Source organism: Micrococcus sp. KT16, assembly GCF_003315015.1.
Lineage (GTDB): Bacteria > Actinomycetota > Actinomycetes > Actinomycetales > Micrococcaceae > Micrococcus > Micrococcus luteus.
The window spans coordinates 381183-403401 of record NZ_QNRG01000001.1 but is presented as its reverse complement, the minus strand read 5'-3'; the positions used below and the strand labels follow the sequence as shown (position 1 = coordinate 403401).

Sequence of the window (22219 nt, the reverse complement as noted above, 5' to 3'; positions counted from 1 at the left end):
CCCGCACGCCCCGCGCGTCGTCGCGCGCCCGCATGACAAGGAACCCCACAGACATGACCACCACCTCCCCCCGCGTCCCTCGCCGCCTCGGCGCCGCCGCCGTGCTCGCCGTCGCCGCCCTCGGCCTGACGGCCTGCGCCGGAGACGACGTCGGGTCCGCCCCGAGCGCGTCGGACGCCTCGAGCGTCGCGCCGGCCACGGACGCCTCGTCGGCCGCGTCCACCGCGGACGGCCAGGCCGCCGGCCTCACGATCACCGACCCGTGGACGAAGGCCACCGAGGAGGGCATGACCGGCTCCTTCGGCATGCTCGAGAACTCCTCGGACCAGGACCTGCACATCGTCGGCGTCCGCTCGGAGCTGGGCGAGACGGTCGGGCTCCACGAGATGGTCTCCGACGAGGACGGCCAAATGGTGATGCAGCAGTCCCCGGACGGCTTCACGGTGCCCGCCGGCGGGTCCTTCGAGCTGGCCCCCGGCGGCGCCCACGTGATGCTGATGGGCCTGACCGAGCCGATCGAGCCCGGCGAGGAGGTCGCCTACGAGCTCGAGCTGGAGGACGGCTCCACCATGGAGGTCGTCTCCGTGGCCCGCCCGTTCGGCGGCGCCAACGAGTCCTACCACGGCGGCGAGGCGGAGGAGTCGGACGAGCATGCCGACCACTGACCCCGCCGAGCACCCGGACGCCCCCCGCGGGGAGGACGCCCGCCAGGCGTCCCCCCGCGGGGAGGACGCCCGCCCGGCCCTCCCGGCCGGGCCCTCCCGCCGCGGCCTGCTCTTCGGGGCGGGCGCGGTGGGCGGCGGCCTGCTGGGCACCGCGCTCGGCTACGGCGCCGGCCACGCCTCGGCCACCCCGGACGCGCCCGCCGCGTCGGGGGCGGCCGGGGCGGGGGCCTCGCCCTCCGAGGTCATGGGCGACACCGGCATCGAGGGCGAGGTCGGCCGGGCCGGCTGGGCCGAGCCCGGCGGCCAGTCCGCCCGGGTGGCCGTCAGCTCGCCCGTGGGCACGGACACCGTGCCGTTCCACGGGCCGCGCCAGGCCGGCGTCGACACCCCGGCCCAGGCCCACGCGGTGTTCCTCGCCCTCGACCTGCTCCCGGACACGGACCGGCTGGGGATCGAGCGGATGCTGCGCCTGCTCACCGACGACGCCGCGCGCCTCACCCAGGGCCGGGCCACGATCGCGGACACCGAGCCGGAGCTCGCCGCCGCCCCCGCACGGCTCACCGTGACGTTCGGCTTCGGCCCGGAGCTCGTCCGCCGCGTGGCCCCGGACCGGGCCCCGGCCTGGCTGCGCCCGCTGCCGGCGTTCGAGCAGATCGACCGCCTGGACCCCGCGTTCAGCGACGGCGACCTGCTGCTGCAGATCTGCGGCGACGACCGGATGTCCGTGGCCCACGCCCGGCGCATGCTCCTCAAGGCGGCCCGGCCGTTCGCCACCGAGCGCTGGGTGCAGGAGGGCTTCCGCTCCGCCCGCGGCGCCCATCCCACCGGCACCACCATGCGCAACCTCTTCGGGCAGGTGGACGGCACCGGCAACCCGGCGGCGGACACCCCGCATCTCGACCGCGTGGTGTGGGGCGTGGGCGCCGAGCAGGTGGGCGTCACCCCGTGGATCGCGGACGGCACGTCCGTGGTGATCCGGCGCATCGAGATGCTCATGGACACGTGGGACGAGCTCGACCGCCCGGCCAAGGAGAAGGTCATCGGCCGTCGCCTCGGCACCGGGGCGCCGCTCACCGGCGAGCAGGAGCACGACGAGCCGGACTTCGCGGCGCTCGGCCCCGCCGGGTTCCCCGTGATCCCGGACATCTCCCACCTGCGGCGCGCCCGGATGGACGTGCCGGAGTACGGGATGCTGCGCCGCGGCTACAACTACGACGACCCGCGCGGGGCGCTGGAGGCGGGCTCCGGCCTGATCTTCGCCGCCTACCAGGCGGACGTGGACCGGCAGTTCGTCCCGGTGCAGGCCCGGCTCGCCGAGTCGGACCACCTGAACCTGTGGACCGTGCCCGTGGGCTCGGCGGTCTTCGCGATCCCGCCGGGCTGCGCCGAGGGCGGGTTCGTGGGCGACGCCCTGTTCGCCTGACCCAGGGGCCCGACGACGGCGGGGCCGCTCCCGCCGTCTTCGGGCGTCCGCATGCTTTGAGAGGATGGACCCCATGTCCGCCGCCACCGCCCCCGCCCGGGGCAGCCACCCCGCCGAGAACGACGACGCCGCCCGCCCCGGTCCGTCGGGGCCGGTCGGCGTGCCCCGGTGGCTCTGGGTGCTCGTGGCCGCCGCGGGAGCCGCCGGCCTCGCCGCCGCCGGCTGGCTGACCGGCGTCACCGCCGCGCGCCAGCTCTCCGACCCGGGGTGGATCACCCGCTGGGGCGTGCCCGTGGGGGAGCTCGTCTCCAACGTGGCGATGTCCCTGACCATCGCCGCGCTGATCTTCGCGGCCGGGGTCCTGCCGCCGCACGCGGCGGGCACGGAACGGTGGCACCGCTCCGCCCGGCAGCGGCGCGAGGACGCGGACGCCGCACCGCTGCCCGAGCACCCCGCGTTCACCCGCGTGATGCAGATCGCCGCCGTCAGCGCCGGCGTGTGGACGGTGGCCGCGCTGGCCGTCGGCGTGCTGTCCTACTCGGATCTCGCCGGCGTCCCCGTCACGGCGGGGCAGAGCTTCACGGACGGCCTGGCCGCCTACGTGGTCGGCATCTCGGTGGGCCAGGCGTGGTTCTGGGTCACCGTGATCGCCGCCGTCGTGACCACGTTGGCGATCGCCGTCCGCTCCCACAACGGCCTGTTCTGGACCGGCATCCTGGCGATGCTCGCCCTCGTGCCCCTGGCCCTGATCGGGCACGCGGCGGGCGGTGACGACCACAACGGCGCCGTGAACTCGATCGGCCTGCACCTGCTCGGCGTCGTCGTGTGGGTGGGCGGACTGCTCGTGCTCGTCGCGATCTCGGACACCCTCGTCGGGCCCAACGGGGCGCAGGGGCGGGGCCGCAGCCTGCGCCGGCAGGGTCCGGCGCCCCTGCTGCACACGGTCCTGACCCGGTACTCCGTGCTCGCCGGGCTGGGCCTGGTCACGGTGGCGCTGTCCGGTGTGGTCAACGCGTCGATCCGCATGGACGATCCGGCTCAGCTGCTGAGCCCCTACGGCATCCTCGTGTCGGCCAAGTTCCTGGCGGCCCTGGGCCTCGGCCTGATCGGCCTGCTGCACCGCCGGTGGGTGATCCCCCGCCTCGACGCCGGTCCGGACCGTCCCAGCCCCGCCCCCGCGCGTCGCCTGCTGTGGCAGCTCATCGCCGTGGAGGCCGTGATCATGGGCGCCGTCATGGGCGTCTCCTCCGTGCTCTCCCGGACGGCCCCGCCCGTGCCGGAGGAGATCGCGCCGGACGCCTCCCCGGCCCGCATCCTCACCGGCTACGAGCTGCCGCCGGCCCTCGAGGGCGCCCGGTGGATCACGATGTGGCGGTTCGACTGGCTGTGGGTCGCGATCATCGCGTTCCTGACCCTCTGGTACCTGCGCTCCGTGTGGCAGCTGCGCCGCCGCGGCGACCGCTGGCCCGTGCTGCGCACCGTCGCGTGGCTCGCGGGCCTGGCCGTGCTGCTGTGGGCGACCTCCGGGTCCCCGGCCGTGTACGGCCGCGTCCTGTTCAGCGCGCACATGGTGGGCCACATGACGCTGACGATGCTCAGCCCCGTCTTCCTCGTCCTGGGCGCGCCGATCACCCTGGCGCTGCGGGCCCTGCCGTCCCGCACGGACGGGACGCGCGGCCCGCGCGAGTGGATCCTGTGGATCGTGCACTCCCCGTGGGGTCGGTTCATCACGAACCCGATCGTGGCGGGGGTCAACTTCGCCGGCTCGATCCTGGTGTTCTACTACACGGACTTCTTCCGGTTCTCGCTGGAGACCCACGTGGGCCACGAGTTCATGAACGTCCACTTCCTGCTGACCGGGTTCCTGTTCGCCCTGGTCATGATCGGCTCGGATCCGCTGCCGCGCCGGCCCCCGTACGCCCTGCGGCTCGTGCTCCTGATGGCCACGATGATCTTCCACGCCTTCATCGGCGTGGCCATGACCACCTCCACCGGCCTGATGCAGGCGTCCTGGTTCGGCAACATGGGCCGCGACTGGGGTCCCACTGCCCTCGAGGACCAGCGGATCGGCGGCGCGGTGATGTGGGGCATCGGCGAGTTCCCCACCGTGATGATGGCGGTGATGGTGGCCGTGCTCTGGTATCGCAGCGACCGCAAGAACGCGGTCCGGCTGGACCGGCAGGCCGACCGCGACGGCGACGCGGAGCTGCGTCGCTGGAACGAGATGTACGCCCGCATGCACGGCACCCCGGTCACCGACGCCCCGAGCGGTGCCGAGCCCGCGGCCCGTGACTCCTCCACCGGCCCCGAGGAGGCCCGTGATGTCCGCTGACCTCCTCCCTCCCCTCGGCAGCCCGGCCGCGCCCCGGCGTGGTCGGCTGCGCCTCGTGGCCGCCGTCGCGGCCGGTCTGCTGGCCCTGACGGGCTGCGGGGCCGGGGACGGCGATCCGGCCGCCGCGTCCGCGCCCGCGGACGGAGTCCACGACGACGCCGGCACCGCGGCGCCCACGGAGTCGGCGGCCCCGGAGGGGCTCGGCCTGGGCGACCGTCAGGACGAGCGCATGGCGGAGGCCGCGGCCGAGCGTGCGGCCACATTCGGCTTCGTCCGGCAGCGGGCCGCCACGGCGGAGGAGATCGACGCGGCCCGCGAGGACTCCCGGGACCGGCGTGCGGACGCGGACCGGACCACCGTGCAGCCGGCGCAGTGCAAGGCGCCGCTGACCGCCCTGGACTTCTCTCCGATCATCCTCGACGCGGCCGAGGCCACGCGGGTGGACGTCGGCGCCGACACCTTCACGGGCACGGGCACCGTGGAGGTCGCCCGGCTCACGGGCCAGGGCCGCCAGGACGTCGAGCGGCACCTCCAGACCGTCAACGCCCTGCGCGCCGACTGCCGCGAGATGACCATGACCGTGCAGGAGGGGGACGCGACCGTCGACTACCGCCTCGAGGTCTCCGACGCGCCGCTGTCCGACGGCACCCCCGCGCAGTCCGCCCTCGTGTGGGAGCGGACCCTGGCCTCGGAGTCCGAGCCCCAGCTCACGGCCCAGGTGCTCACCGCCGTCACCTCCGACGCCGTGGTCATGGTCTCCTTCGTGGGCCGGCCCGAGGCCGGGCGCAAGGAGTTCACGCTCATCGCCGAGGAGATGCTGGCCGCCGCCCTGGCCGCCGACTGAGCCGGGCCCGCCCGGCGGCGTCGTCTTTCCCCCTGTGACGCCGCCGGCGTCCGCTCACGGCTGACGCGTCCGGGACGTGCGCCATGATGGTGGGCATGACCGCACCGCAGACCCCGAACCCCGCCCCGTCCGCTGACGCCCCCGCCGCCGTGCCGCGCGCGGCCACCCGGGTGCGCGCGTCCGAGCTCGTGGGCCGCGGCTGGCTGAACACCGGCGGCGAGCAGGTGGCCCTCGAGGACCTGCGCGGCAAGGTCGTCCTCCTCGACTTCTGGACGTTCTGCTGCATCAACTGCCTGCACGTCCTGGACGAGCTGCGCCCGCTCGAGGAGGAGTTCGCGGACGTGCTCGTCACGGTGGGCGTGCACTCGCCCAAGTTCGAGCACGAGGCGGACCCGGACGCGCTCGCGGCCGCCGTCGAGCGCTACGCCATCGAGCACCCCGTGCTGGACGACCCCGAGCTGACCACGTGGCAGGCGTACTCGGCGCGCGCGTGGCCCACCCTCGTGGTGGTGGACCCGGAGGGCTACATCGCCGCGCACCTGTCCGGCGAGGGGCACGTGGCCGGGCTCTACGGGCTCGTGCGCGAGCTCGTGGCCGAGCACGAGGCCAAGGGCACGCTGCACCGCGGCTCGGGCCCCTACGTCCCGCCCACGCCCGTGGCCCGGGACCTGTCGTTCCCCGGCAAGGCCGTGTCCCTCGGCGGCCGCGGCTCCCGCCCGGGCACGTTCCTCGTCTCGGACACCGGCCACCACCGCCTCCTGGAGGTCGCCGAGGACCTGACCACGGTGCTCCGCGCGTTCGGCGGCGGGGACCCCGCCGCGGCGGACGCGGGCCAGGCCGAGCTCGCATTCCCCACGCCCGGGGAGAAGGGCCACGCGGACGGCGGGCCGGACCAGGCGCTGTTCAACGAGCCCCAGGGCCTGGCGCTGCTGCCCGAGGACGTCGCGGGGCGCGTCGGCTACGACGTCGTCGTGGCGGACTCCGTCAACCACCGGCTGCGGGGCCTGCGCCTGTCGGACGGGCGCGTCAGCACCCTCGCCGGCAACGGCGTGCAGAAGCTCATCGACTCCGAGCGCGCCAAGGAGGCCGCCGCCGTCGACGACGAGGGGGACGTCGCCGTCGACCTCGCGGACCTGCCCGGGGAGCCGACCGCGATCTCGCTGTCCTCCCCGTGGGACGTCGTGTGGCACCCCGCCCTGGGGCGTGTGGTGATCGCGATGGCCGGCACGCACCAGCTCTTCGACTTCGACCCCGTCACGGGCGCGCTCGCGGTGCACGCGGGCACGGCGCTCGAGGGCCTGCTGGACGGTGACGCCGGACGGGCCTGGTTCGCGCAGCCCTCGGGGCTGTCCGTGGGCGCGGACGGCACGCTGTGGGTCGCGGACTCGGAGACCTCCGCGGTGCGCTGGGTGCGGACCGGGGAGGACGGGCGCCGCGAGGTCGGGACCGCCGTCGGGGCGGGCCTGTTCGACTTCGGCCACGTGGACGGGGAGGCGGACCGTGCGCGCCTGCAGCACGCGCTGGGCGTCACGGCCCTGCCGGACGGCTCCGTGCTGATCGCGGACACGTACAACGGCGCGATCCGCCGGTACGCCCCCGCCGGCGAGGACGCCGCGGGCCGGGCGGTCCCGGCCACGGTGACCACGGTGGCGCGCGGGCTGCTCGAGCCCTCGGACGTGCTCGTGGAGCACGACGCGGACGGCGACGACACCGCGATCGTGGTGGTCGAGTCCAACGCCCACCGGCTCACGCGGCTGGCGGTGCCGGAGGAGTTCCTCACCGTGGACGAGGGCGCGCGGCAGACGCAGCGTCCCCGCACCCCGGTGGTGGCCGGTGACCTGGACCTGACGATCGGCTTCGCCGCGCCCACGGGGCAGAAGCTGGACGACCGCTGGGGCGACCCCACGCAGCTGAAGATCTCCTCGTCCCCGGAGGAGCTGCTGCTCGAGGGCGCGGGCACGTCCACGGGGCTGCACCGGACGCTGCGGCTGAACCCCGAAGTCGAGGAGGGCGTCCTGCACATCACCGCTCGGGCCGCCGCGTGCGACGGGGAGAAGGGGCAGCCCATCCCGGACCACGCCGCCTGCCACCTGTACCAGCAGGACTGGGGCATCCCGGTCACGGTGCACACCCCGGACCGGGCCCCGGAGGGCGCCGAGACCCGCCTGGACCTGGACCTGCGCGGGATACACTGAGCGCGTCGTCCGCCCCCGACCCCGAAGGCTGCGCCCCACCATGACCACGCTCATCGTCACCTCGTCCGCCCACGGATCCACGCGAGAGATCGCCGAGCGTGTCGCGGAGGTGCTGCGCACGTCGCAGGCCGTCCCGACCGTGGTGGAGGACGTCGAGGGCGCCGCCGCGTGGCTGACCACGGCGGACGCGGTGATCGTCGCGGCCCCGGTCTACACGGGCTCGCTCGCCGCCGACGCGCGGGCGTTCCTCGACACCCGTCGGGCCGAGCTGGCGGACCTGCCGCTCGTGATCCTGGCCTCCGGCGGCGCGCCCGAGCTGGCGCGGCCGGTGCGGGAGAAGCTCGAGTCCTACGGTCCGCGCGAGGTGGCGTACTTCCGCGGGGCGCTCGTCGAGGAGCGCCTGGGCCGGCTGGAGAAGCTCAAGCTCAAGCTCTCCCGCAACGAGTACTACGGCGACTACCGCGACTGGGACGCCATCGAGGCCTGGGCCAAGACCCTCTCCGGCGCCGGCGTCCGCTGACCTCACCCACCGCGCTCGTCGACGAGACGGCGGGGGCGCAGGAGCCTCCACAGCCGCTGTCGTTGACGAAACGGCGCCGGATGCTCTCGTGTCCGCAGCGGAGGCGAGCGGTTAGCCTGGCCGCATGTCCCCTTCCGCCCGTCGCCCCGCCGCGTCCTCCCGCCCCGCCCGGCCCCGCCCGACGACGGCCCCCCTCGCCCTGCCCGACCGGCCCGGCTGGGTGCGGCTCGCCGCGGGTGCGGTGGTCCCGGGCGTCGTCGCGGCCGTCGCGGCGCTCGCGGCCCTGCAGGTGTTCGTCCTCAACCCGTTGGCCGCCGCGCCCGGCGACCGCGGCCTCGGGAGGATCTACGCGGACCTGAGCGCGGCGGGCCAGCTCGGCGTCCCCTTCGTCCTTCCGGCCGTGATCCTGGCGGCCGGGCTCGGTGTGGCCGCCGTCCTGTGGTTCCTCACGTGGCGTCGCGAGGAGGTCGACCCGCTGGCGGTCCTCGCCCTGGGCCTCGCCTCGCTCGTCGCCGCGTCTCCGGCCTACTTCATGGCCTCGTTCGGGCCGGGCATGGCGCTCGCGGACACCTACGGCGTCGGCGGGGGCGACCACAGCCCGTGGGCCTGGCCGATCTACGTGGTCAGCGTGCTGGCGTTGGCGGGGCTGGTCGCCGTCGTCGTGCTCCTGCTGCGCGGTCCGGCCGGCGGACTCGGCGCCCCGCGGCGCCGGGCCTAGGCTGGCGGGACCGACCTGACCACGACCCCTCCAGGAGGACGCACATGACCATCCGCGCCGGCATCGTCGGATACGGGAACCTCGGCCACAGTGTGGAGAAGCTCGTGAAGCTCCAGCCGGACATGGAGCTGGTGGGCATCTTCTCGCGCCGCACCGGCCTGGACACGGACACGCCCGTGCTCCCGGCGGAGCGGGCCGCCGAGCACGCCGGGGAGATCGACGTGCTGTTCCTCTGCCTCGGCAGCGCCACGGACATCCCCGAGCAGGCGGCCGGCTACGCGCGGCACTTCACCACCGTGGACACCTACGACAACCACCAGCTCATCCCGCGGCACCGCGCCGAGATGGACGCCGCGGCCCGGGAGGGCGGGCACGTGGCGATGATCTCCACCGGCTGGGACCCGGGCCTGTTCTCGGTGAACCGGGTGCTGGGCGCCGCGCTGTTCCCGCAGCCGCAGCAGAACACGTTCTGGGGCAAGGGTCTCTCGCAGGGCCATTCCGACGCCGTCCGGCGGGTCCCCGGCGTGCGGCGCGGCGTGCAGTACACGATCCCCAGCGAGGAGGCGATCGCCGAGGCCCGCGCCGGACGGGGCGCCGAGATCACCGGCGCCTCCGCGCACGTGCGTGAGTGCTACGTGGTGGCCGACGAGGCCGACCACGCGGCCATCACCGAGGCCATCACCACGATGCCCGACTACTTCGCCCCGTACGAGACCACCGTGCACTTCATCTCCGAGGAGGAGTTCGAGCGCGACCACCAGGGCATGCCGCACGGCGGCCACGTCGTCACCTCGGGCGACCTCGGCGGCTCGCGCAGCGCTGTCGAGTTCGTGCTGGAGCTGGAGTCCAACCCGGACTTCACCGCCGCCGCGCAGGTCGCCTACGGCCGCGCCGCCGCGCGTCTGAAGGCCCAGGGGGAGACGGGGGCGCGCACCGTGCTCGAGGTCCCCCCGTACCTGCTCTCGCCCACGGGGCTGGACGAGCTGATCCGCCGGGACGTCTGAGCCGCGGCGAGGCGTCCGGCGCGGGGCACCGGGCCGGGCGCCGCCGTCGTCGGCCTCAGGCCAGCAGCAGTGCGACGGCGATCATCGCCGGGATCGCGACGATCGTGGTGACCAGGATCGTGTCCTTCGAGACGCGCAGGCCCGTGTCGTAGCGGACGGCGGTGACGAACACGTTCTGTGCGGTCGGCAGGGAGGCCAGGACGACGGCGACGAACACGTGCCGCGCGTCCAGGCCGAACACGAACTGCGCGAGCAGCCAGGCCAGCAGCGGATGCACCACCAGCTTCACCGCCGAGGCGATCAGCACGTCCGCGCGTCGCCCGCCGGCCCGCTCGAGCGGCCGCGAGCCGACCAGCGACATGCCGAACGCCAGGAGCATCGCCGGGATGGACAGCCCGCCGATGAGCTCCACAGACTCCATGAGGGGGCCCGGCAACGACCAGCCGGTGAGGGAGAAGACCAGGCCGGCCACCGAGCCCAGGATCAGGGGGTTGGTGACCGTGTGGCGGACCTGGTCGGCCACGGCGCGCCCGGGGGAGCGGCGCACCGCACGGCGCCGGCCCGCCGTCGTGCGTCGTCGGGCCTCGCGGGCCGTGGCGGCGTCCATCGCGGCCACGTAGAGCGGCGTGTAGATCGCCAGCTGGAAGATGAGCGCCGGGGCGGCCAGGGCGGCGTCGCCGAGGACGTAGGCCGCGATGGGGATGCCGAGGTTCGCCGAGTTCACGAGCGAGGCGCTGAGCGCGGACATGATCCGCTCCGAGGCCGACCTGCCCTTCAGCAGCGGGACCGTCACCGCGAGGTACAGTGCGGCCGCGGTGAACGCGGACAGCGTGGCCACCCACAGCTGGGGGCCCAGCACGGCGCCCACGTCCGCGCGGGAGAGTGTGACGAACAGCAGCGCCGGGTTGCCGATGAAGAACGCCGCGCGGGAGAGCACGGTGCGGCCGTGCTCGCCGAGCACCCCCGTGCGCCCCACCAGGACGCCCACGAGGATGATCACCCACACGACCGCGAAGCCGGAGAGCACCTGGGTCACGGACGGGCCTCCACGGGTCGGGGTGGGGCGGTCCGCGGAGGGGTCAGGGGCATGGCGCGATCCTACGCCGCGGGCGTGGGCTAGCCTGGATCACGACGGCGGCGCCCACCGCCGAGCGCGCCACGCGGCCCGGCCCCGCGCGGCAGGGCCCTGCGGCCCGGCGCGAAGGGGAGCGGATCCTCGGGCCCACCCGCACGCGACGGACGTCGTCCCCGACCCGCGGCGCGGCATGGCCGGGAGCGCGCCGGCGAGGATGCACCATGACCCGTCAGTCCGACCTCAAGACCCTGATCCGCGCCCGCATGGCCGTCACCGGTGAGCGGTACACCGCCGCGGCGGCGGCCCTCGCCGACGAGTGGCAGTCCGCCGAGCGCTACCACGCGACCGTGCTCGCCCGCTTCTTCGACGGGGACCGGCTGCGCTCGATCCCTGCGCGTCGCAAGCCGCGGGTGGCCGTCCTTCTCGAGCTGCTGCGTCGCTTCGGAGCGGGCCGCGCCTACGCGGAGGCCGAGGTCAACGACCTGCTGCGCCCCGCCCACGAGGACGTGGCCACGCTGCGTCGCGAACTCGTGGACTACGGGTTCCTCGCCCGCGCCGACGGCGTCTACCGGCTGGCGGACGCCGGGCCCGACCTCGATCCGCGCTTCGCCGCAGACCTGCCGGTCGACCTGGAACGCCGGCTGCGCGAGATCCGCGCGGGCCGTTGAGGGGAGCGGGACCCCACGCGGCGACCTGGAACGCCAGCGGTCGGTATGACGCCGGAATGTGGCCGCATTCCGACGTCTTGCGTTCCCGGTGCGGCCGTGGCGGGACGGCGTGGAGCGACACGGCCGCGGGTCCCTCGCGTGAGGGGCCCGGGGCCGTCGTCGTGGCGTGGAGCGGGCGACGGGAATCGAACCCGCGTATCTTGCTTGGGAAGCAAGCGCTCTACCATTGAGCTACGCCCGCGCAACCGCTCGGCTTCCGCCTGCGGCGCGGGCACCACCATACACCAGCCCGGCCGTGCGACCGGCCCCGCGTCGTCATCGAGCCCCGCGGTCCCGTACGTCAGTGCACCGGGTCCGCTGCGGCGACCTCGCGCGCCCGCACCCGCCGCGTCGCCGCCCGGGCGCGCGAGCGACCGAACGCGTCCGCGTACCGCGTGAGCACCGGCCCGGCGATCACGAGGGAGAACTCCCCTCGGATGGTCAGGGCCGCACCCGCGCGCCAGCGGCCGGCCACGCCGTTTCCCGAACGAAAGCGCACCAGGGGCCGCCGTTTCCCGAACGAAAGCGCGCCGGGGGCCGCTGGTAGAGTCCGAACCGCGCCCGGCCGCGGCCGGACGCGTCCGGCAGCCCCTGTCCCGGAAGGACGTCCCATGCGCGACACCACGGCCGACGCGGCCCAGGTCCCCGCCCGCCCCGACGACGCGGCGGTGTACCGCTACCTCGCGTTCGGCGAGGCGGACCGCCCCTTCCTCGTCGGCGGTCCCCGGCCCGCGCCGCTGGCCCCCGCCGCGACGCCGTCCCCGGTCGCCGACCTCGAGTCGGTCCGCGCCGCGATCCGCGCCCACGGCGGCCCCCTGGCCTCGACCGCGCACGTGTGCGGCCGCCCCGTCCCGACGCCTCCGGCCGCCGACGCGTCCCGCGGCCTGCGCGGTGCCGCGCGCACCCTGACCGCGACCCGCCGCGACGTCGCCGCCCGCCTGGCCGACTCCCGCGAGCGCGCCGACGTGCCCGTCGAGGCGCTGCTGAACTCGGCCTTCGTCGACGCCCACGCGGACGAGCGCCCCGCCGATCGCGGCGTGCCGCGCGGGCGGCTCGCCGGCCTGGTGGACGCCGTCCTCCCGCCGGCCCGCCACGCGGACGACGACGCCGCGGCCGGCCTGCTGCTCGCCCTGCGCGAGCCGGCCCGCGAGGTGTTCGCCTCCGACTCGTTCGCCGCCCGCCCGTACGCCGACGCGCCCACCGTCCGCGCGCTCTTCGAGGACTTCCTCGCCCACCCGCGCCGGCACGATCCCGAGCGCTTCTGGCGCCTGCTCAACCTCGAGCTCTGGCTGCGCGACGCGGTGGACGCGGACGCCGGCCCCGCCACCGCGGTCGACGAGGCCCCCACCGCCCCGGCACCGGCCAAACCGGACCACGAGCCGAACCCGGGCAAGGAGCTCGACCTGGTCTCCGCCGAGGACGGCCGCCGCTACCGCCGCTTCCCGGTGCAGACTGGCCTGGTGGACCGGGACACGGACCTGCAGGCCTACCTGCGCGGCGAGATCGAGGACTTCTTCCGCGACCTGCCCGCGGACGCGATGCCGCAGGACGCCCCGTGGCACTTCTCCGTGTCCGAGAAGATCGTGGCCATCACCCAGGGTCGCTCCTACTACACGTGGGAGGTCCGCCCCTCCGTGGCCGCCCGCGCCCTCTCCCGCCTGGTCACCCGCACGCCCGCGGGCATCGGCCTGGGCGATCCCACCACCATGCAGCTGGCCATCCAGGAGGCCGGACTGCCGCGCATCGTGCTCTCCGCGGCCGCCGGCGCCGCCGGCAAGGTCGCCGGCAAGCGCGGTGTGTTCTACAACGTGGTGGGCGGCAACGTCCGCGCGATCGACGGGCCCACCACCTACTCCACGTTCCCGGCCAACGTCTCGGCCAAGCTGCCGCCGGCCGAGCCGGACCGGGTGGCCGCCGAGGTCTCGGCGATGATCCGGGCGGCGGACATCCCGGCCTGGGCGAAGGCCTCCTTCGCCGGCACCGTCGTGATGGACGCCAACGACATCGGCCGCAACGCCCTCGGCAAGGACACGGCCGCGTCGGCCGCCGTCCTCGAGGCCGCCTTCGCGGACAACCCGCTGGGCCAGGGCCGCGAGCGCACCCCGCTGGCCGTCGTCGTGCGGTTGGACTGAGCCGTGCTGCTCTCTGACCGCGACATCCGCGCCGAGCTCGACTCCGGCCGCGTGGGCCTGGACCCCCTCGACCCGGCGATGGTCCAGCCCGCGTCCGTGGACGTGCGCCTGGACCGGTTCTTCCGGCTCTTCGACAACCACCGGTACGCGCACATCGACCCGCGCCAGGAGCAGGACGAGCTGACCCGGCTGGTGGAGGTGGACCCGGACGAGGCGTTCATCCTGCACCCGGGGGAGTTCGTGCTCGGCTCCACCTATGAGCAGGTCACGCTGCCGGACGACCTCGCCGCCCGCCTCGAGGGCAAGTCCTCGCTGGGGCGGCTGGGCCTGCTGACGCACTCGACCGCCGGGTTCATCGACCCCGGGTTCTCCGGGCACGTCACGCTCGAGCTGTCCAACGTGGCCACGCTGCCCATCACGCTGTGGCCGGGGATGAAGATCGGTCAGCTGTGCTTCTTCCGGCTCTCCTCGGCGGCCCAGTCGCCGTACGGCACCGGGGCCAACCAGAACCGGTACCAGGGTCAGCGCGGGCCCACGGCCTCGCGGGCGCACCGCGACTTCCACCTCACCCGCATCGAGTGATGACCGACGTCGCGCTCCCGCCGGTCGCCTCCGCCGCCCCGCGCCGCCAGGTGGCCGCGTGGGCGCTGTGGGACTGGGGCTCGGCCGCGTTCAACGCGGTCATGGTCACCTTCGTGTTCGGCACCTACCTGGCCTCGGACGCGTTCGGGCCGGACGAGCGGGGCACGGCCTGGCTCTCGACGGCGATGGCGGTGGCCGGCGTCGTCATCGCAGTCACCGCGCCCGTGCTGGGGCGTCGGGCGGACGGCGCGGGACGGCGCCGACGGGGGCTGGGGCTGACCACCGGCGCCGTGATCGCGTGCACCGCGGCCTGCTTCTGGGTCACACCGGAGGAGTCCTCCCTGCTGCTGGGCGTCACCCTGATCGCCCTGGGCACGGTGTTCTTCGAGTTCGCGGAGGTGCAGGTCAACGCGATCCTCGTGCACATCTCGACGCCGGCCACGATCGGCCGGATCTCGGGCATCGGCTGGGGCGCGGGCTACCTCGGCGGCATCCTGCTGCTGCTGATCGTGTTCGTGGGCTTCGTCTCGGGGGACGCGCACTGGTTCGGCGTCACGGAGGACGCGGCGCTGAACATCCGGGTGGTCGCGCTCGTGGCCGCCGCGTGGTTCCTCGTGTTCGCGATCCCCGTGCTCGTGGCCGTGCCGGACCCGGCCCCCGCCCCGGCGGCGGACGGCGGGCCGCGCCGTGAGTCGCTGCTGGGCTCCTACCGCGAGCTGGGGGCCACGCTGGCCCGGATGTGGCGCGAGCACCGGAACACGCTCTGGTTCCTCGTGGCCTCGGCGGTGTTCCGGGACGGCGTGGGCGCGGTGTTCGTCTACGGCGCCATCCTGGGCACCACGGTCTACGGGCTGGCGGCCTCGGACGTGATCCTGTTCGCGATCGCGGCCAACGTGGTGGCCGCCCTGGGCGCCTTCGTGGGCGGGCGGCTCGACGACGCGGTCGGTCCGCGCCGGGTGATCCTCGGCTCGCTGGCCGCCATGGTCCTCGTGGCCGGGGCGCTGTTCTTCGCCTCGGGCACCCTCGCGTTCTGGGTCGGCGGGCTGGCGCTGTGCTTGTTCGTCGGCCCGGTGCAGTCGGCCTCGCGTGCGTTCCTGGGCCGACTCACCACGCCGCGGACGGCCGGCGAGGTGTTCGGGCTGTACGCCACCACGGGCCGCGTGGTCGGGTTCATCACGCCCACGCTCGTGACGCTCGCGCTCGCCCTGCACCCGGACAACCGGGTGGTCATCCCCGTGATCGTCGTCGTGCTCGTGGCCGGTGGGCTGCTGTTCGCCCGGGTCACGGAGCCGATCACGCGGAGCGCGGAATCGATTCGCTGACCCCGGGCGGGGCGCATCCCTCCGCTAGTCTGGACAGGACCCTCGCCCGTGCCTGACGAAGGGACCGCATGCTCGTCACCCTGACCGCGCTCTTCGTCGTCGCGCTCGCCGCCCCGGTGCTCTTCCGGTGGACGGGACGTCAGGGCTTCTACCTCCTCGCCGCGGTCCCCGCCGCCGGCTTCGTGTGGCTCCTGACCCAGCTGCCGCACGTGTTCGCCCTGCAGGAGGCGCTCGACGCGGGCCGGCCGATCCCGGCCTCCGCGGCCCACCTGGACCGCAGCGTGCCGTGGGTGCCGTACCTGGACATCGAGCTCGCCTTCCGCATGGACGTGCTGGCCGCGTTCATGTCCCTGATCGTGCTGGGCGTCGGCGCGCTGGTGCTGGCGTACTGCGCCCGCTACTTCCGCGAGCACGAGCCGCGCAACGCGGTGTTCGGCGGCCAGCTGCTGGCCTTCGCCGGCGCGATGTTCGGCCTGGTGACCACGGACGACCTCATGGTGCTCTACACCTTCTGGGAGATCACCTCGGTCCTGTCCTTCCTGCTGATCGGCTACTCGGGCCACCGCATCTTCGCCCGCCGCTCCGCCATCACCGCCCTGATCGTCACCACGTTCGGCGGCCTGGCCATGCTGGCGGGCCTGATCATGCTGGCCCACGCGGCCGGCTCCTGGCGGATCTCCGGCGTGCTGGCCGCGGCCCCCCGCCTCCTCGCGGACGACGGCGGGCGCGTCCTGCTCGAGGTCGCCGTCGGGCTCGTGCTGATCGGTGCGCTGACCAAGTCCGCCCAGGCGCCGTTCCACTTCTGGCTGCCGGGCGCGATGGCCGCCCCGACCCCGGTCTCGGCCTACCTGCACGCGGCCGCGATGGTGAAGGCCGGCGTGTTCCTCGTGGCCCGCCTGGCCCCCGCCTTCCACGAGCTGGCCACGTGGCAGGTGCTCGTGCTCGGCCTGGGCCTGTGGACCCTCATGCTGGGCGGCTGGCGGGCCCTGCGGCAGACCGACGTCAAGCTCGTGCTCGCCTACGGCACGGTCTCCCAGCTCGGCTTCCTCATGGTGGCCAACGGGCTGGGCGTCCGCGACGCAGCGCTGGCCGGCCTCGCGATGCTCCTGGCGCACGCCCTGTTCAAGGCCCCGCTGTTCATGGTGGTCGGCATCATCGACCACGAGGCCGGCACCCGCGACCTGCGCGAGCTCTCCGGCATCGGCCGCCGCCACCCCGTCCTCGCCGCCGTCGCCGTCCTGGCCGCCGCCTCCATGGCCGGCCTGCCCCCGTTCTTCGGGTTCGTGGCCAAGGAGGCGGTCCTGCAGAGCCTGACGGACCACGGCGCGGCCCACGGCGGCCCGCTCGCGTGGGCGCCACTCGTGCTGATGGCCGCGGGGTCCGTGCTCACCGTGGCCTACACGTGGCGCTTCCTCTGGGGCGCCTTCGCCACCAAGCGCACCCCCGAGGGCGCCCCCGTGCCCGCCACCCGATTCCACACGCGCGTGACCTTCCTCGAGCTCGCCCCCGCCGGGCTGCTGGCGCTCACCGGTCTGGTGCTCGCGGTCCTGCCCGGGCCCCTCGAGCGCCTGCTGGCCGCCCACACGGCCACGATCCCGGCCCTGGACCCGGCCGCCTCTCCGGCCCACCTGGCCCTCTGGCACGGCTGGACGCCCGCCCTCGCCGTCTCCGCCGCGGTGTGGCTGCTCGGTGCCCTGCTCGCCCTCGGCCGGCCGGGAGTCGAGGCGTTCCAGCGCCGCGTCGAGTTCCCGGTCGACGCCCTGCGCACGTACCGGAAGATCACCGGCGCCCTCGACGAGGTCGCCGTCTGGGTCACGGGCCGCACCCAGACCGGCTCCCTGCGCCGCTACCTGGCGATCATCCTCACGACGGCGGCCGGCCTGCCCGTCGCCTTCCTCCTGTTCCCCGCCGGGCGGGAGGACCGCCTCCTGGCCACCGCGTTCCTCGACGGGGACATCATCTGGGCAGAGAGCCCGGCGCAGCTGGTCATCGTCCTCATGATCGCCGTCGCCACCGTGTTCGCCGTCCGCGCCCGCCGCCGCTTCAAGGCGATCATGCTGGTGTCCGTGACCGGCTACGGCGCCGCCGCCCTGTTCGCCCTGCGCGGCGCCCCGGACCTCGCCATCACCCAGGTGCTCGTGGAGACCATCATCCTGGTCACCCTCATCCTGGGCCTGCGCGTGCTGCCGCCGGACTGGTACGACCGCCGCACCGGCTCACGGCGGCTGGGCCGCCTGGCCGTGGCCGTCGGGTTCGCGCTGACCATGATGTGGATCGCCGCCACCGCGCTGGCCGCCCGCACCGCCGAGCGCATCTCGCTGCCCATGCCGGAGCTCGCCTACACGGACGGCTACGGCGCCAACGCCGTGAACGTCACCCTCGTGGACATCCGCGCGTGGGACACGTGGGGCGAGATCACCGTGCTGGCCGCCGCCGCCACCGGCGTGGCCTCCCTGATCTTCCTGCAGCACCGCGACGGGCGCACCCGCAGCATCGACGACGTCGCCCCCGGCTCCGTCGGCGACTTCGGCGCCGACTCCTCGCTCGGGGCCCGCGAGCTGTCCGTCGTGCGCAGCTTCGCTGTGGACGATCGCAAGGGCCAGTGGCTCGTGGCCGGCCACACGATGGCCCCCGAGCGGCGCTCGATCATCCTCGAGGTCGTCACCCGCTTCATGTTCCCGATCATGATGCTGCTCTCCGTCTACCTGCTGCTGGCCGGGCACAACACCCCCGGCGGCGGCTTCGCCGGCGGCCTGCTCGCAGGCCTGGCCCTCACGCTGCGCTTCCTCGCCGGCGGCCGGTACGAGCTGCAGGAGGCCTCCGTGATCCCGGCCGGCGCCATGCTCGGCCTGGGCCTGGCGATCGCCACGCTCACCGGGATCGCCCCGCTCTTCTTCGGCGGGCAGATCCTGCAGTCCTATGTGGTGGAGTTCACCGACCTGCCGCTGTTCGGCGACGCCCTCAAGCTGGTCTCGGCCACGGCGTTCGACATCGGCGTGTACCTCGTGGTGGTCGGGCTCGTGATCGACGTGCTGCGCTCGCTCGGCGGTGAGGTGGACCGCCGGGGCGAGGAGGCCCGCCGCGCCCGCCTGCGCGCCGCGGCCCGCCGTCGTCATCCGCGCATGCCCACCCCGTCCACCCCCGACGCCCCGGAGGCCGCCCGATGATGACCGTCGACCTGGCCCTGCTCCTGGCGATGGGCGTGATGTTCGCCGGGGGGATCTACCTGGTGCTCGAGCGCAGCCTGACCCGCATCCTGCTGGGGATCATGCTGATCAACAACGGCGCCATCATGCTGCTGTTCCTCGCCTCCGGCGGCGTCGGCCTGGCCCCGCTGTTTGTGCGCGGCCGGGACCCGCACGAGTACGCGGACACCCTGCCGCAGGCGCTGATCCTCACCGCGATCGTGATCGGCTTCGCCGTGGTCGCTTTCCTGACCGCCATGATCTACCGCTCGTGGCTGCTCATCCGCGAGGACGAGGTCGAGGTGGACGCGGAGGACGTCAAGATCGCCCGGATGCCCGCCTGGGACGCGGAGGACGACGCGGAGCTCGTGGAGGAGTCCTCCGAGTTCCTGGACGACGCCGCGGACCCCAACGCCCACTACGAGCACGCCACGGAGTCCCGACCCCACGTGCGCCACGCCTCGCCTACGCCGCCCGCCCGTCCCGGCCCGGCGTCCGCCGTCCGTGCCCACCGCGCCGACGGGGGGCCGCGCCCGTGAGCATCGGCACCCTCCCCCTGACCGACCTGGCCCCGTTGGCCGTCATGCTGCCCGTGCTGGGCGCGGCCGTGACCTTCATGCTCGTGCGTCGCCCCCGCGCGCAGATCACCGTCACGGTCTCCGCGCTCGTGCTCACCCTCGTGCTGGACGCGCTGCTGCTGGCCGCGGTCTGGGACACCGGGATCGCGGCCGTCCACCTCGGCGGCTGGCCGGCCCCGCTGGGCATCACCCTCGTGGTGGACCGGCTCTCGGCCCTCATGCTCGTGGTGTCCGCGCTGGTCACCCTGGCGGTGCTGCTGTACGCCTCGGCGCAGGGGCTGATCAACCGGGACGAGGGTGGGCCGGTCTCGATCTTCCACCCCACGTTCCTGATCCTCGTGGCGGGCGTGTCCAACGCGTTCCTCGCCGGCGACCTGTTCAACCTCTACGTGGGCTTCGAGATCCTCCTGACGTCCTCCTACGTGCTGCTGACCATGGGGGGCACCGCCCAGCGCATCCGCGCGGGCATCACCTACGTGGTGGTCTCCGTGCTCTCCTCGGTGGTGTTCCTGATCGCGATCGCGATGATCTACGCGGCCACCGGCACCGTGAACATGGCGGACCTGGCCGTGAAGCTGGGCGAGCTGCCCACCGACGTGCAGATGGTCCTGCACGTGCTGCTCCTGGTGGGCTTCGGCATCAAGGCGGCCGTGTTCCCGCTGTCCTTCTGGCTGCCGGACTCGTACCCCACCGCGCCCGCCCCGGTGACCGCGGTGTTCGCGGGCCTGCTCACCAAGGTGGGCGTGTACGCGATGATCCGCACCGAGACGCTGCTCTTCCCGGGGGAGCACGTCAACGCGCTCCTGCTCGTGGTGGCCGCGCTGACCATGGTGGTGGGCATCCTCGGCGCGCTGGCCCAGACGGACATCAAGCGCATCCTGTCCTTCATCCTCGTCTCCCACATCGGCTACATGATCTTCGGCCTGGGCCTGGCCACGGAGGCAGGGCTGACGGCCACCGTGTACTACGTGGCCCATCACATCACCGTGCAGACCGCGCTCTTCCTCGTCACGGGCCTGATCGAGAACCGCGCCGGCACAGCGAACATCGACCGCCTCGGGTCCCTGGCGAAGGTCTCCCCGTTCGTGAGCGTCCTGTTCCTCGTGCCCGCGCTCAACCTCGGCGGCATCCCGCCGTTCTCCGGGTTCCTCGGCAAGGTCGGCCTGCTGCGCGGCGGTGTCGAGCAGGCCACGCCCCTGGCCTACACGCTGGTGGGCGTGTCCCTGCTCGTGTCCCTGCTGACCCTGCTCGTGGTGGTGCGCGTGTGGACCCGCGCGTTCTGGCGCCGCGTCGAGGACGTGGAGCACCCGCCCGCCCAGCTCGTGGCCGCCTACGAGCGGGCCGTCGCCCGTGGCGAGCGCCCCCGCCCGCTCGAGCCGGGCCTCGTGCTGCCCACCACGGCGCTCGTGGGCCTGACGCTGGTGTTCACGGTGGCCGCCGGTCCGCTGTTCGCCCTGGCCGACGAGGCCGCCACGGACATGCTCGACCGCTCGCCCTACATCGCGGCGGTGCTCGACGACGCCGCGGCCGAGCGGGCCGCGGCCACCCTCAGCGTCGACCCGACGGAGGTGCACGATGCCCGGAAGTGACTCCGCCCGCCGCGGCGTGGTGCGCCCCGACCGGATCCGGGGCATCGTGGCCCAGTGGCCGCTGATCCTCGTGATGGTGGCCGTGTGGTGCGCCCTGTGGCAGGACTTCGCTCCGCACGTGGCCCTGACCGGCCTCGCCTTCGCGCTGCTGATCATCGGGCTCTTCCCGATGCCGGACATCCCGTTCAGCGGCCGTCTGAACCCCTGGTGGTCCCTCGTGTTCACGGTGCGGTTCCTCGTCGACGTCGTGCGCGCCTCAGTCAACGTGACCGGGACGGTGCTGCTGCGTGGCCGCCGCGCCCGCGGCTCGATCGTGGGCGTCCCGCTGCGCAGCCACGACGACCTCATCATCACGCTCGTCAGCCACTCCCTGGCCCTGGTGCCGGGCTCGATCGTGCTGGACGTGGACCGGGTCCGCTCCGTCCTGTACCTGCACGTGCTCGACGCGACCACGGACGAGGACGTGGAGGGCTTCCGCGCCAAGGCCCTCGACGTGGAGGCGGGCATCATCCGCGCCGTCGGCACGCGTGAGGACCTCGAGCTGGTCCGCCGCTTCCCGAGTTCGGCGCCCCCCGCCGCCCGCCCCCCGAAGGAGGAGGCCTGATGGACCCCATGGACCTGGCCACGTGGGCCGGCGGGGCGCTGCTCGTGGTCGGCGCCGTCGGTGCGCTCTACCGGATCGTGCGCGGCCCCTCGCTGCTGGACCGGGCGGTCGCCACGGACGTGCTGCTCGTGGTGTTCGCCGGGATGCTCGTCCTGGAGATGGCCGTGCACCGCCACACCCACCACGTGGTCCTCGTGGTGCTGGCCGCCACCGTCGGCTTCGTCGGCTCGGTGACGGTGGCGCGCTTCGCGGAGGACCGGCGCCCGGACCACTCGCTCGAGGACCAGGCGCGCGTGCCCGGCACCACGGACGTGCCGGGCGGGGAGGAGGGCCGATGACCGACACCGCCACGCTCCTGGACTGGCTGGCCGCGTTCCTGCTCGTCAGCGGCGCCTTCTTCTCCCTGGTGGCCGGCGTGGGCCTGTTCGTGCTCCCGGACCTGCTGGCCCGCATGCACGCCGCCGCCAAGCCGCAGGTCCTCGGCCTGCTGCTCATGCTCGCCGGGCTGGGGATCGTGTGGCGGTCGTGGGTGTGGCTGCCCGTGCTGTTCCTGGCGTGGATCACCCAGATGGTCACGGCCCCGGTGGCCTCCCACCTGGTGGGCCGCACGGGCTACCGCACCAAGCACGCCCGCCGTGAGCTGCTGCACCGGGACGAGCTGGCCGCCGTCGGCCGTCGGGCCGAGCCCCCGGCGGACCCCGGGCCCCGCCGCGCCGGCGCCCGGCCGCGTGGGCGCCGCTGACG

Annotated in this window: 20 protein-coding genes, 1 tRNA gene and 1 pseudogene; 19 read left to right on the top strand and 3 right to left on the bottom strand. The window is 74.4% G+C overall.

The features are described from left to right. Positions 1 to 53 precede the first annotated feature (53 nt). From DE149_RS01890 to DE149_RS01855, 8 genes are all read left to right on the top strand, one after another. Positions 54 to 665 carry a copper chaperone PCu(A)C gene (locus DE149_RS01890; RefSeq protein ID WP_041104502.1) on the top strand — a complete coding sequence of 204 codons (612 nt, stop codon included), beginning with the start codon at positions 54 to 56 and terminating at the stop codon, positions 663 to 665. Beyond that, positions 652 to 2088, top strand: coding sequence for a Dyp-type peroxidase (locus DE149_RS01885; protein WP_041104504.1), 1437 nt, complete (start codon positions 652 to 654; stop codon positions 2086 to 2088). The genes DE149_RS01890 and DE149_RS01885 overlap by 14 nt, the downstream gene beginning before the upstream one ends. A 73-nt stretch (positions 2089 to 2161) precedes the next feature. After that, a complete protein-coding gene (locus DE149_RS01880; RefSeq protein WP_041104506.1) occupies positions 2162 to 4420 on the top strand; it encodes a cytochrome c oxidase assembly protein in 2259 nt (752 codons plus the stop codon). After that, positions 4410 to 5264, top strand: a complete 855-nt coding sequence (locus DE149_RS01875; protein WP_205804840.1) for a hypothetical protein — start codon at positions 4410 to 4412, stop codon at positions 5262 to 5264. The genes DE149_RS01880 and DE149_RS01875 overlap by 11 nt, the downstream gene beginning before the upstream one ends. 95 nt (positions 5265 to 5359) lie before the next feature. After that, positions 5360 to 7459, top strand: coding sequence for an NHL domain-containing thioredoxin family protein (locus tag DE149_RS01870; protein ID WP_113913850.1), 2100 nt, complete (start codon positions 5360 to 5362; stop codon positions 7457 to 7459). A 40-nt stretch (positions 7460 to 7499) separates the two neighbouring features. Beyond that, entirely contained in the window at positions 7500 to 7979 is a 480-nt protein-coding gene (locus DE149_RS01865; RefSeq protein ID WP_020626112.1) for a flavodoxin domain-containing protein, read from the top strand. A gap of 124 nt (positions 7980 to 8103) precedes the next feature. Continuing rightward, positions 8104 to 8697 carry a hypothetical protein gene (locus DE149_RS01860; RefSeq protein ID WP_113913849.1) on the top strand — a complete coding sequence of 198 codons (594 nt, stop codon included), beginning with the start codon at positions 8104 to 8106 and terminating at the stop codon, positions 8695 to 8697. A 44-nt stretch (positions 8698 to 8741) separates the two neighbouring features. Then, positions 8742 to 9701 carry a diaminopimelate dehydrogenase gene (locus DE149_RS01855; protein WP_113913848.1) on the top strand — a complete coding sequence of 320 codons (960 nt, stop codon included), beginning with the start codon at positions 8742 to 8744 and terminating at the stop codon, positions 9699 to 9701. A gap of 55 nt (positions 9702 to 9756) precedes the next feature. On the opposite strand, the gene DE149_RS01850 is transcribed toward DE149_RS01855, so the two are convergent. Next, complete coding sequence (locus DE149_RS01850) at positions 9757 to 10737, bottom strand: AEC family transporter (protein WP_113913847.1); 981 nt, start codon at positions 10735 to 10737, stop codon at positions 9757 to 9759. 260 nt (positions 10738 to 10997) lie between these two features. Here DE149_RS01850 and DE149_RS01845 point away from each other — a divergent pair, with 260 nt between their 5' ends. Then, the gene (locus DE149_RS01845) at positions 10998 to 11444 is read left to right on the top strand and encodes a DUF2087 domain-containing protein (RefSeq protein WP_100059254.1); all 447 of its coding nucleotides are present in this window, start codon (positions 10998 to 11000) and stop codon (positions 11442 to 11444) included. Positions 11445 to 11611: 167 nt separating this feature from the next. Here the strand turns inward: DE149_RS01845 and DE149_RS01840 are convergent. Together DE149_RS01840 and DE149_RS01835 are read right to left on the bottom strand one after the other, a co-directional pair. Then, positions 11612 to 11685 (bottom strand) — tRNA-Gly (locus tag DE149_RS01840). Between the two features lie 99 nt (positions 11686 to 11784). Continuing rightward, positions 11785 to 11958, bottom strand: a complete 174-nt coding sequence (locus tag DE149_RS01835; RefSeq protein ID WP_233490685.1) for a hypothetical protein — start codon at positions 11956 to 11958, stop codon at positions 11785 to 11787. Between the two features lie 136 nt (positions 11959 to 12094). Here DE149_RS01835 and DE149_RS01830 point away from each other — a divergent pair, with 136 nt between their 5' ends. From DE149_RS01830 to mnhG, 10 genes and pseudogenes are all read left to right on the top strand, one after another. Beyond that, a complete protein-coding gene (locus tag DE149_RS01830) occupies positions 12095 to 13615 on the top strand; it encodes a hypothetical protein (protein ID WP_049146190.1) in 1521 nt (506 codons plus the stop codon). Positions 13616 to 13618: 3 nt separating this feature from the next. Then, the gene (dcd, locus tag DE149_RS01825; RefSeq protein ID WP_113913846.1) at positions 13619 to 14197 is read left to right on the top strand and encodes a dCTP deaminase; all 579 of its coding nucleotides are present in this window, start codon (positions 13619 to 13621) and stop codon (positions 14195 to 14197) included. Then, positions 14119 to 14634 (top strand): annotated as a pseudogene (locus DE149_RS11740) (MFS transporter); the annotation flags it as partial. The gene dcd and the pseudogene DE149_RS11740, both read left to right, overlap by 79 nt. Continuing rightward, on the top strand, positions 14617 to 15519 hold the full coding sequence (locus DE149_RS01820; RefSeq protein WP_233490690.1) for an MFS transporter: 903 nt from the start codon (positions 14617 to 14619) through the stop codon (positions 15517 to 15519). The pseudogene DE149_RS11740 and the gene DE149_RS01820, both read left to right, overlap by 18 nt. A gap of 68 nt (positions 15520 to 15587) precedes the next feature. Beyond that, complete coding sequence (locus tag DE149_RS01815; protein WP_049146199.1) at positions 15588 to 18686, top strand: Na+/H+ antiporter subunit A; 3099 nt, start codon at positions 15588 to 15590, stop codon at positions 18684 to 18686. After that, positions 18683 to 19243, top strand: coding sequence for an NADH-quinone oxidoreductase subunit K (locus DE149_RS01810; RefSeq protein ID WP_010080214.1), 561 nt, complete (start codon positions 18683 to 18685; stop codon positions 19241 to 19243). The genes DE149_RS01815 and DE149_RS01810 overlap by 4 nt, the downstream gene beginning before the upstream one ends. Next, a complete protein-coding gene (locus tag DE149_RS01805; protein WP_049146202.1) occupies positions 19240 to 20871 on the top strand; it encodes a Na+/H+ antiporter subunit D in 1632 nt (543 codons plus the stop codon). Before DE149_RS01810 ends, DE149_RS01805 begins: the two co-directional genes overlap by 4 nt. After that, positions 20858 to 21475 carry a Na+/H+ antiporter subunit E gene (locus DE149_RS01800; RefSeq protein WP_113913844.1) on the top strand — a complete coding sequence of 206 codons (618 nt, stop codon included), beginning with the start codon at positions 20858 to 20860 and terminating at the stop codon, positions 21473 to 21475. Before DE149_RS01805 ends, DE149_RS01800 begins: the two co-directional genes overlap by 14 nt. After that, entirely contained in the window at positions 21475 to 21813 is a 339-nt protein-coding gene (locus DE149_RS01795; RefSeq protein WP_041104523.1) for a monovalent cation/H+ antiporter complex subunit F, read from the top strand. The genes DE149_RS01800 and DE149_RS01795 overlap by 1 nt, the downstream gene beginning before the upstream one ends. Next, positions 21810 to 22217, top strand: coding sequence for a monovalent cation/H(+) antiporter subunit G (gene mnhG / locus DE149_RS01790; protein ID WP_041104525.1), 408 nt, complete (start codon positions 21810 to 21812; stop codon positions 22215 to 22217). Before DE149_RS01795 ends, mnhG begins: the two co-directional genes overlap by 4 nt. Positions 22218 to 22219 lie beyond the last annotated feature (2 nt).

Coding starts and splice junctions, on each gene's coding strand:
- DE149_RS01875 (WP_205804840.1), top strand. CDS start 4,410: ATGTCCGCTGACCTCCTCCCTCCCCTCGGCAGCCCGGCCGCGCCCCGG.
- DE149_RS01855 (WP_113913848.1), top strand. CDS start 8,742: ATGACCATCCGCGCCGGCATCGTCGGATACGGGAACCTCGGCCACAGT.
- DE149_RS01800 (WP_113913844.1), top strand. CDS start 20,858: ATGCCCGGAAGTGACTCCGCCCGCCGCGGCGTGGTGCGCCCCGACCGG.
- DE149_RS01830 (WP_049146190.1), top strand. CDS start 12,095: ATGCGCGACACCACGGCCGACGCGGCCCAGGTCCCCGCCCGCCCCGAC.
- DE149_RS01865 (WP_020626112.1), top strand. CDS start 7,500: ATGACCACGCTCATCGTCACCTCGTCCGCCCACGGATCCACGCGAGAG.
- mnhG (WP_041104525.1), top strand. CDS start 21,810: ATGACCGACACCGCCACGCTCCTGGACTGGCTGGCCGCGTTCCTGCTC.
- DE149_RS01845 (WP_100059254.1), top strand. CDS start 10,998: ATGACCCGTCAGTCCGACCTCAAGACCCTGATCCGCGCCCGCATGGCC.
- DE149_RS01860 (WP_113913849.1), top strand. CDS start 8,104: ATGTCCCCTTCCGCCCGTCGCCCCGCCGCGTCCTCCCGCCCCGCCCGG.
- DE149_RS01810 (WP_010080214.1), top strand. CDS start 18,683: ATGATGACCGTCGACCTGGCCCTGCTCCTGGCGATGGGCGTGATGTTC.
- DE149_RS01890 (WP_041104502.1), top strand. CDS start 54: ATGACCACCACCTCCCCCCGCGTCCCTCGCCGCCTCGGCGCCGCCGCC.
- DE149_RS01795 (WP_041104523.1), top strand. CDS start 21,475: ATGGACCCCATGGACCTGGCCACGTGGGCCGGCGGGGCGCTGCTCGTG.
- DE149_RS01815 (WP_049146199.1), top strand. CDS start 15,588: ATGCTCGTCACCCTGACCGCGCTCTTCGTCGTCGCGCTCGCCGCCCCG.
- DE149_RS01880 (WP_041104506.1), top strand. CDS start 2,162: ATGTCCGCCGCCACCGCCCCCGCCCGGGGCAGCCACCCCGCCGAGAAC.
- DE149_RS01870 (WP_113913850.1), top strand. CDS start 5,360: ATGACCGCACCGCAGACCCCGAACCCCGCCCCGTCCGCTGACGCCCCC.
- DE149_RS01885 (WP_041104504.1), top strand. CDS start 652: ATGCCGACCACTGACCCCGCCGAGCACCCGGACGCCCCCCGCGGGGAG.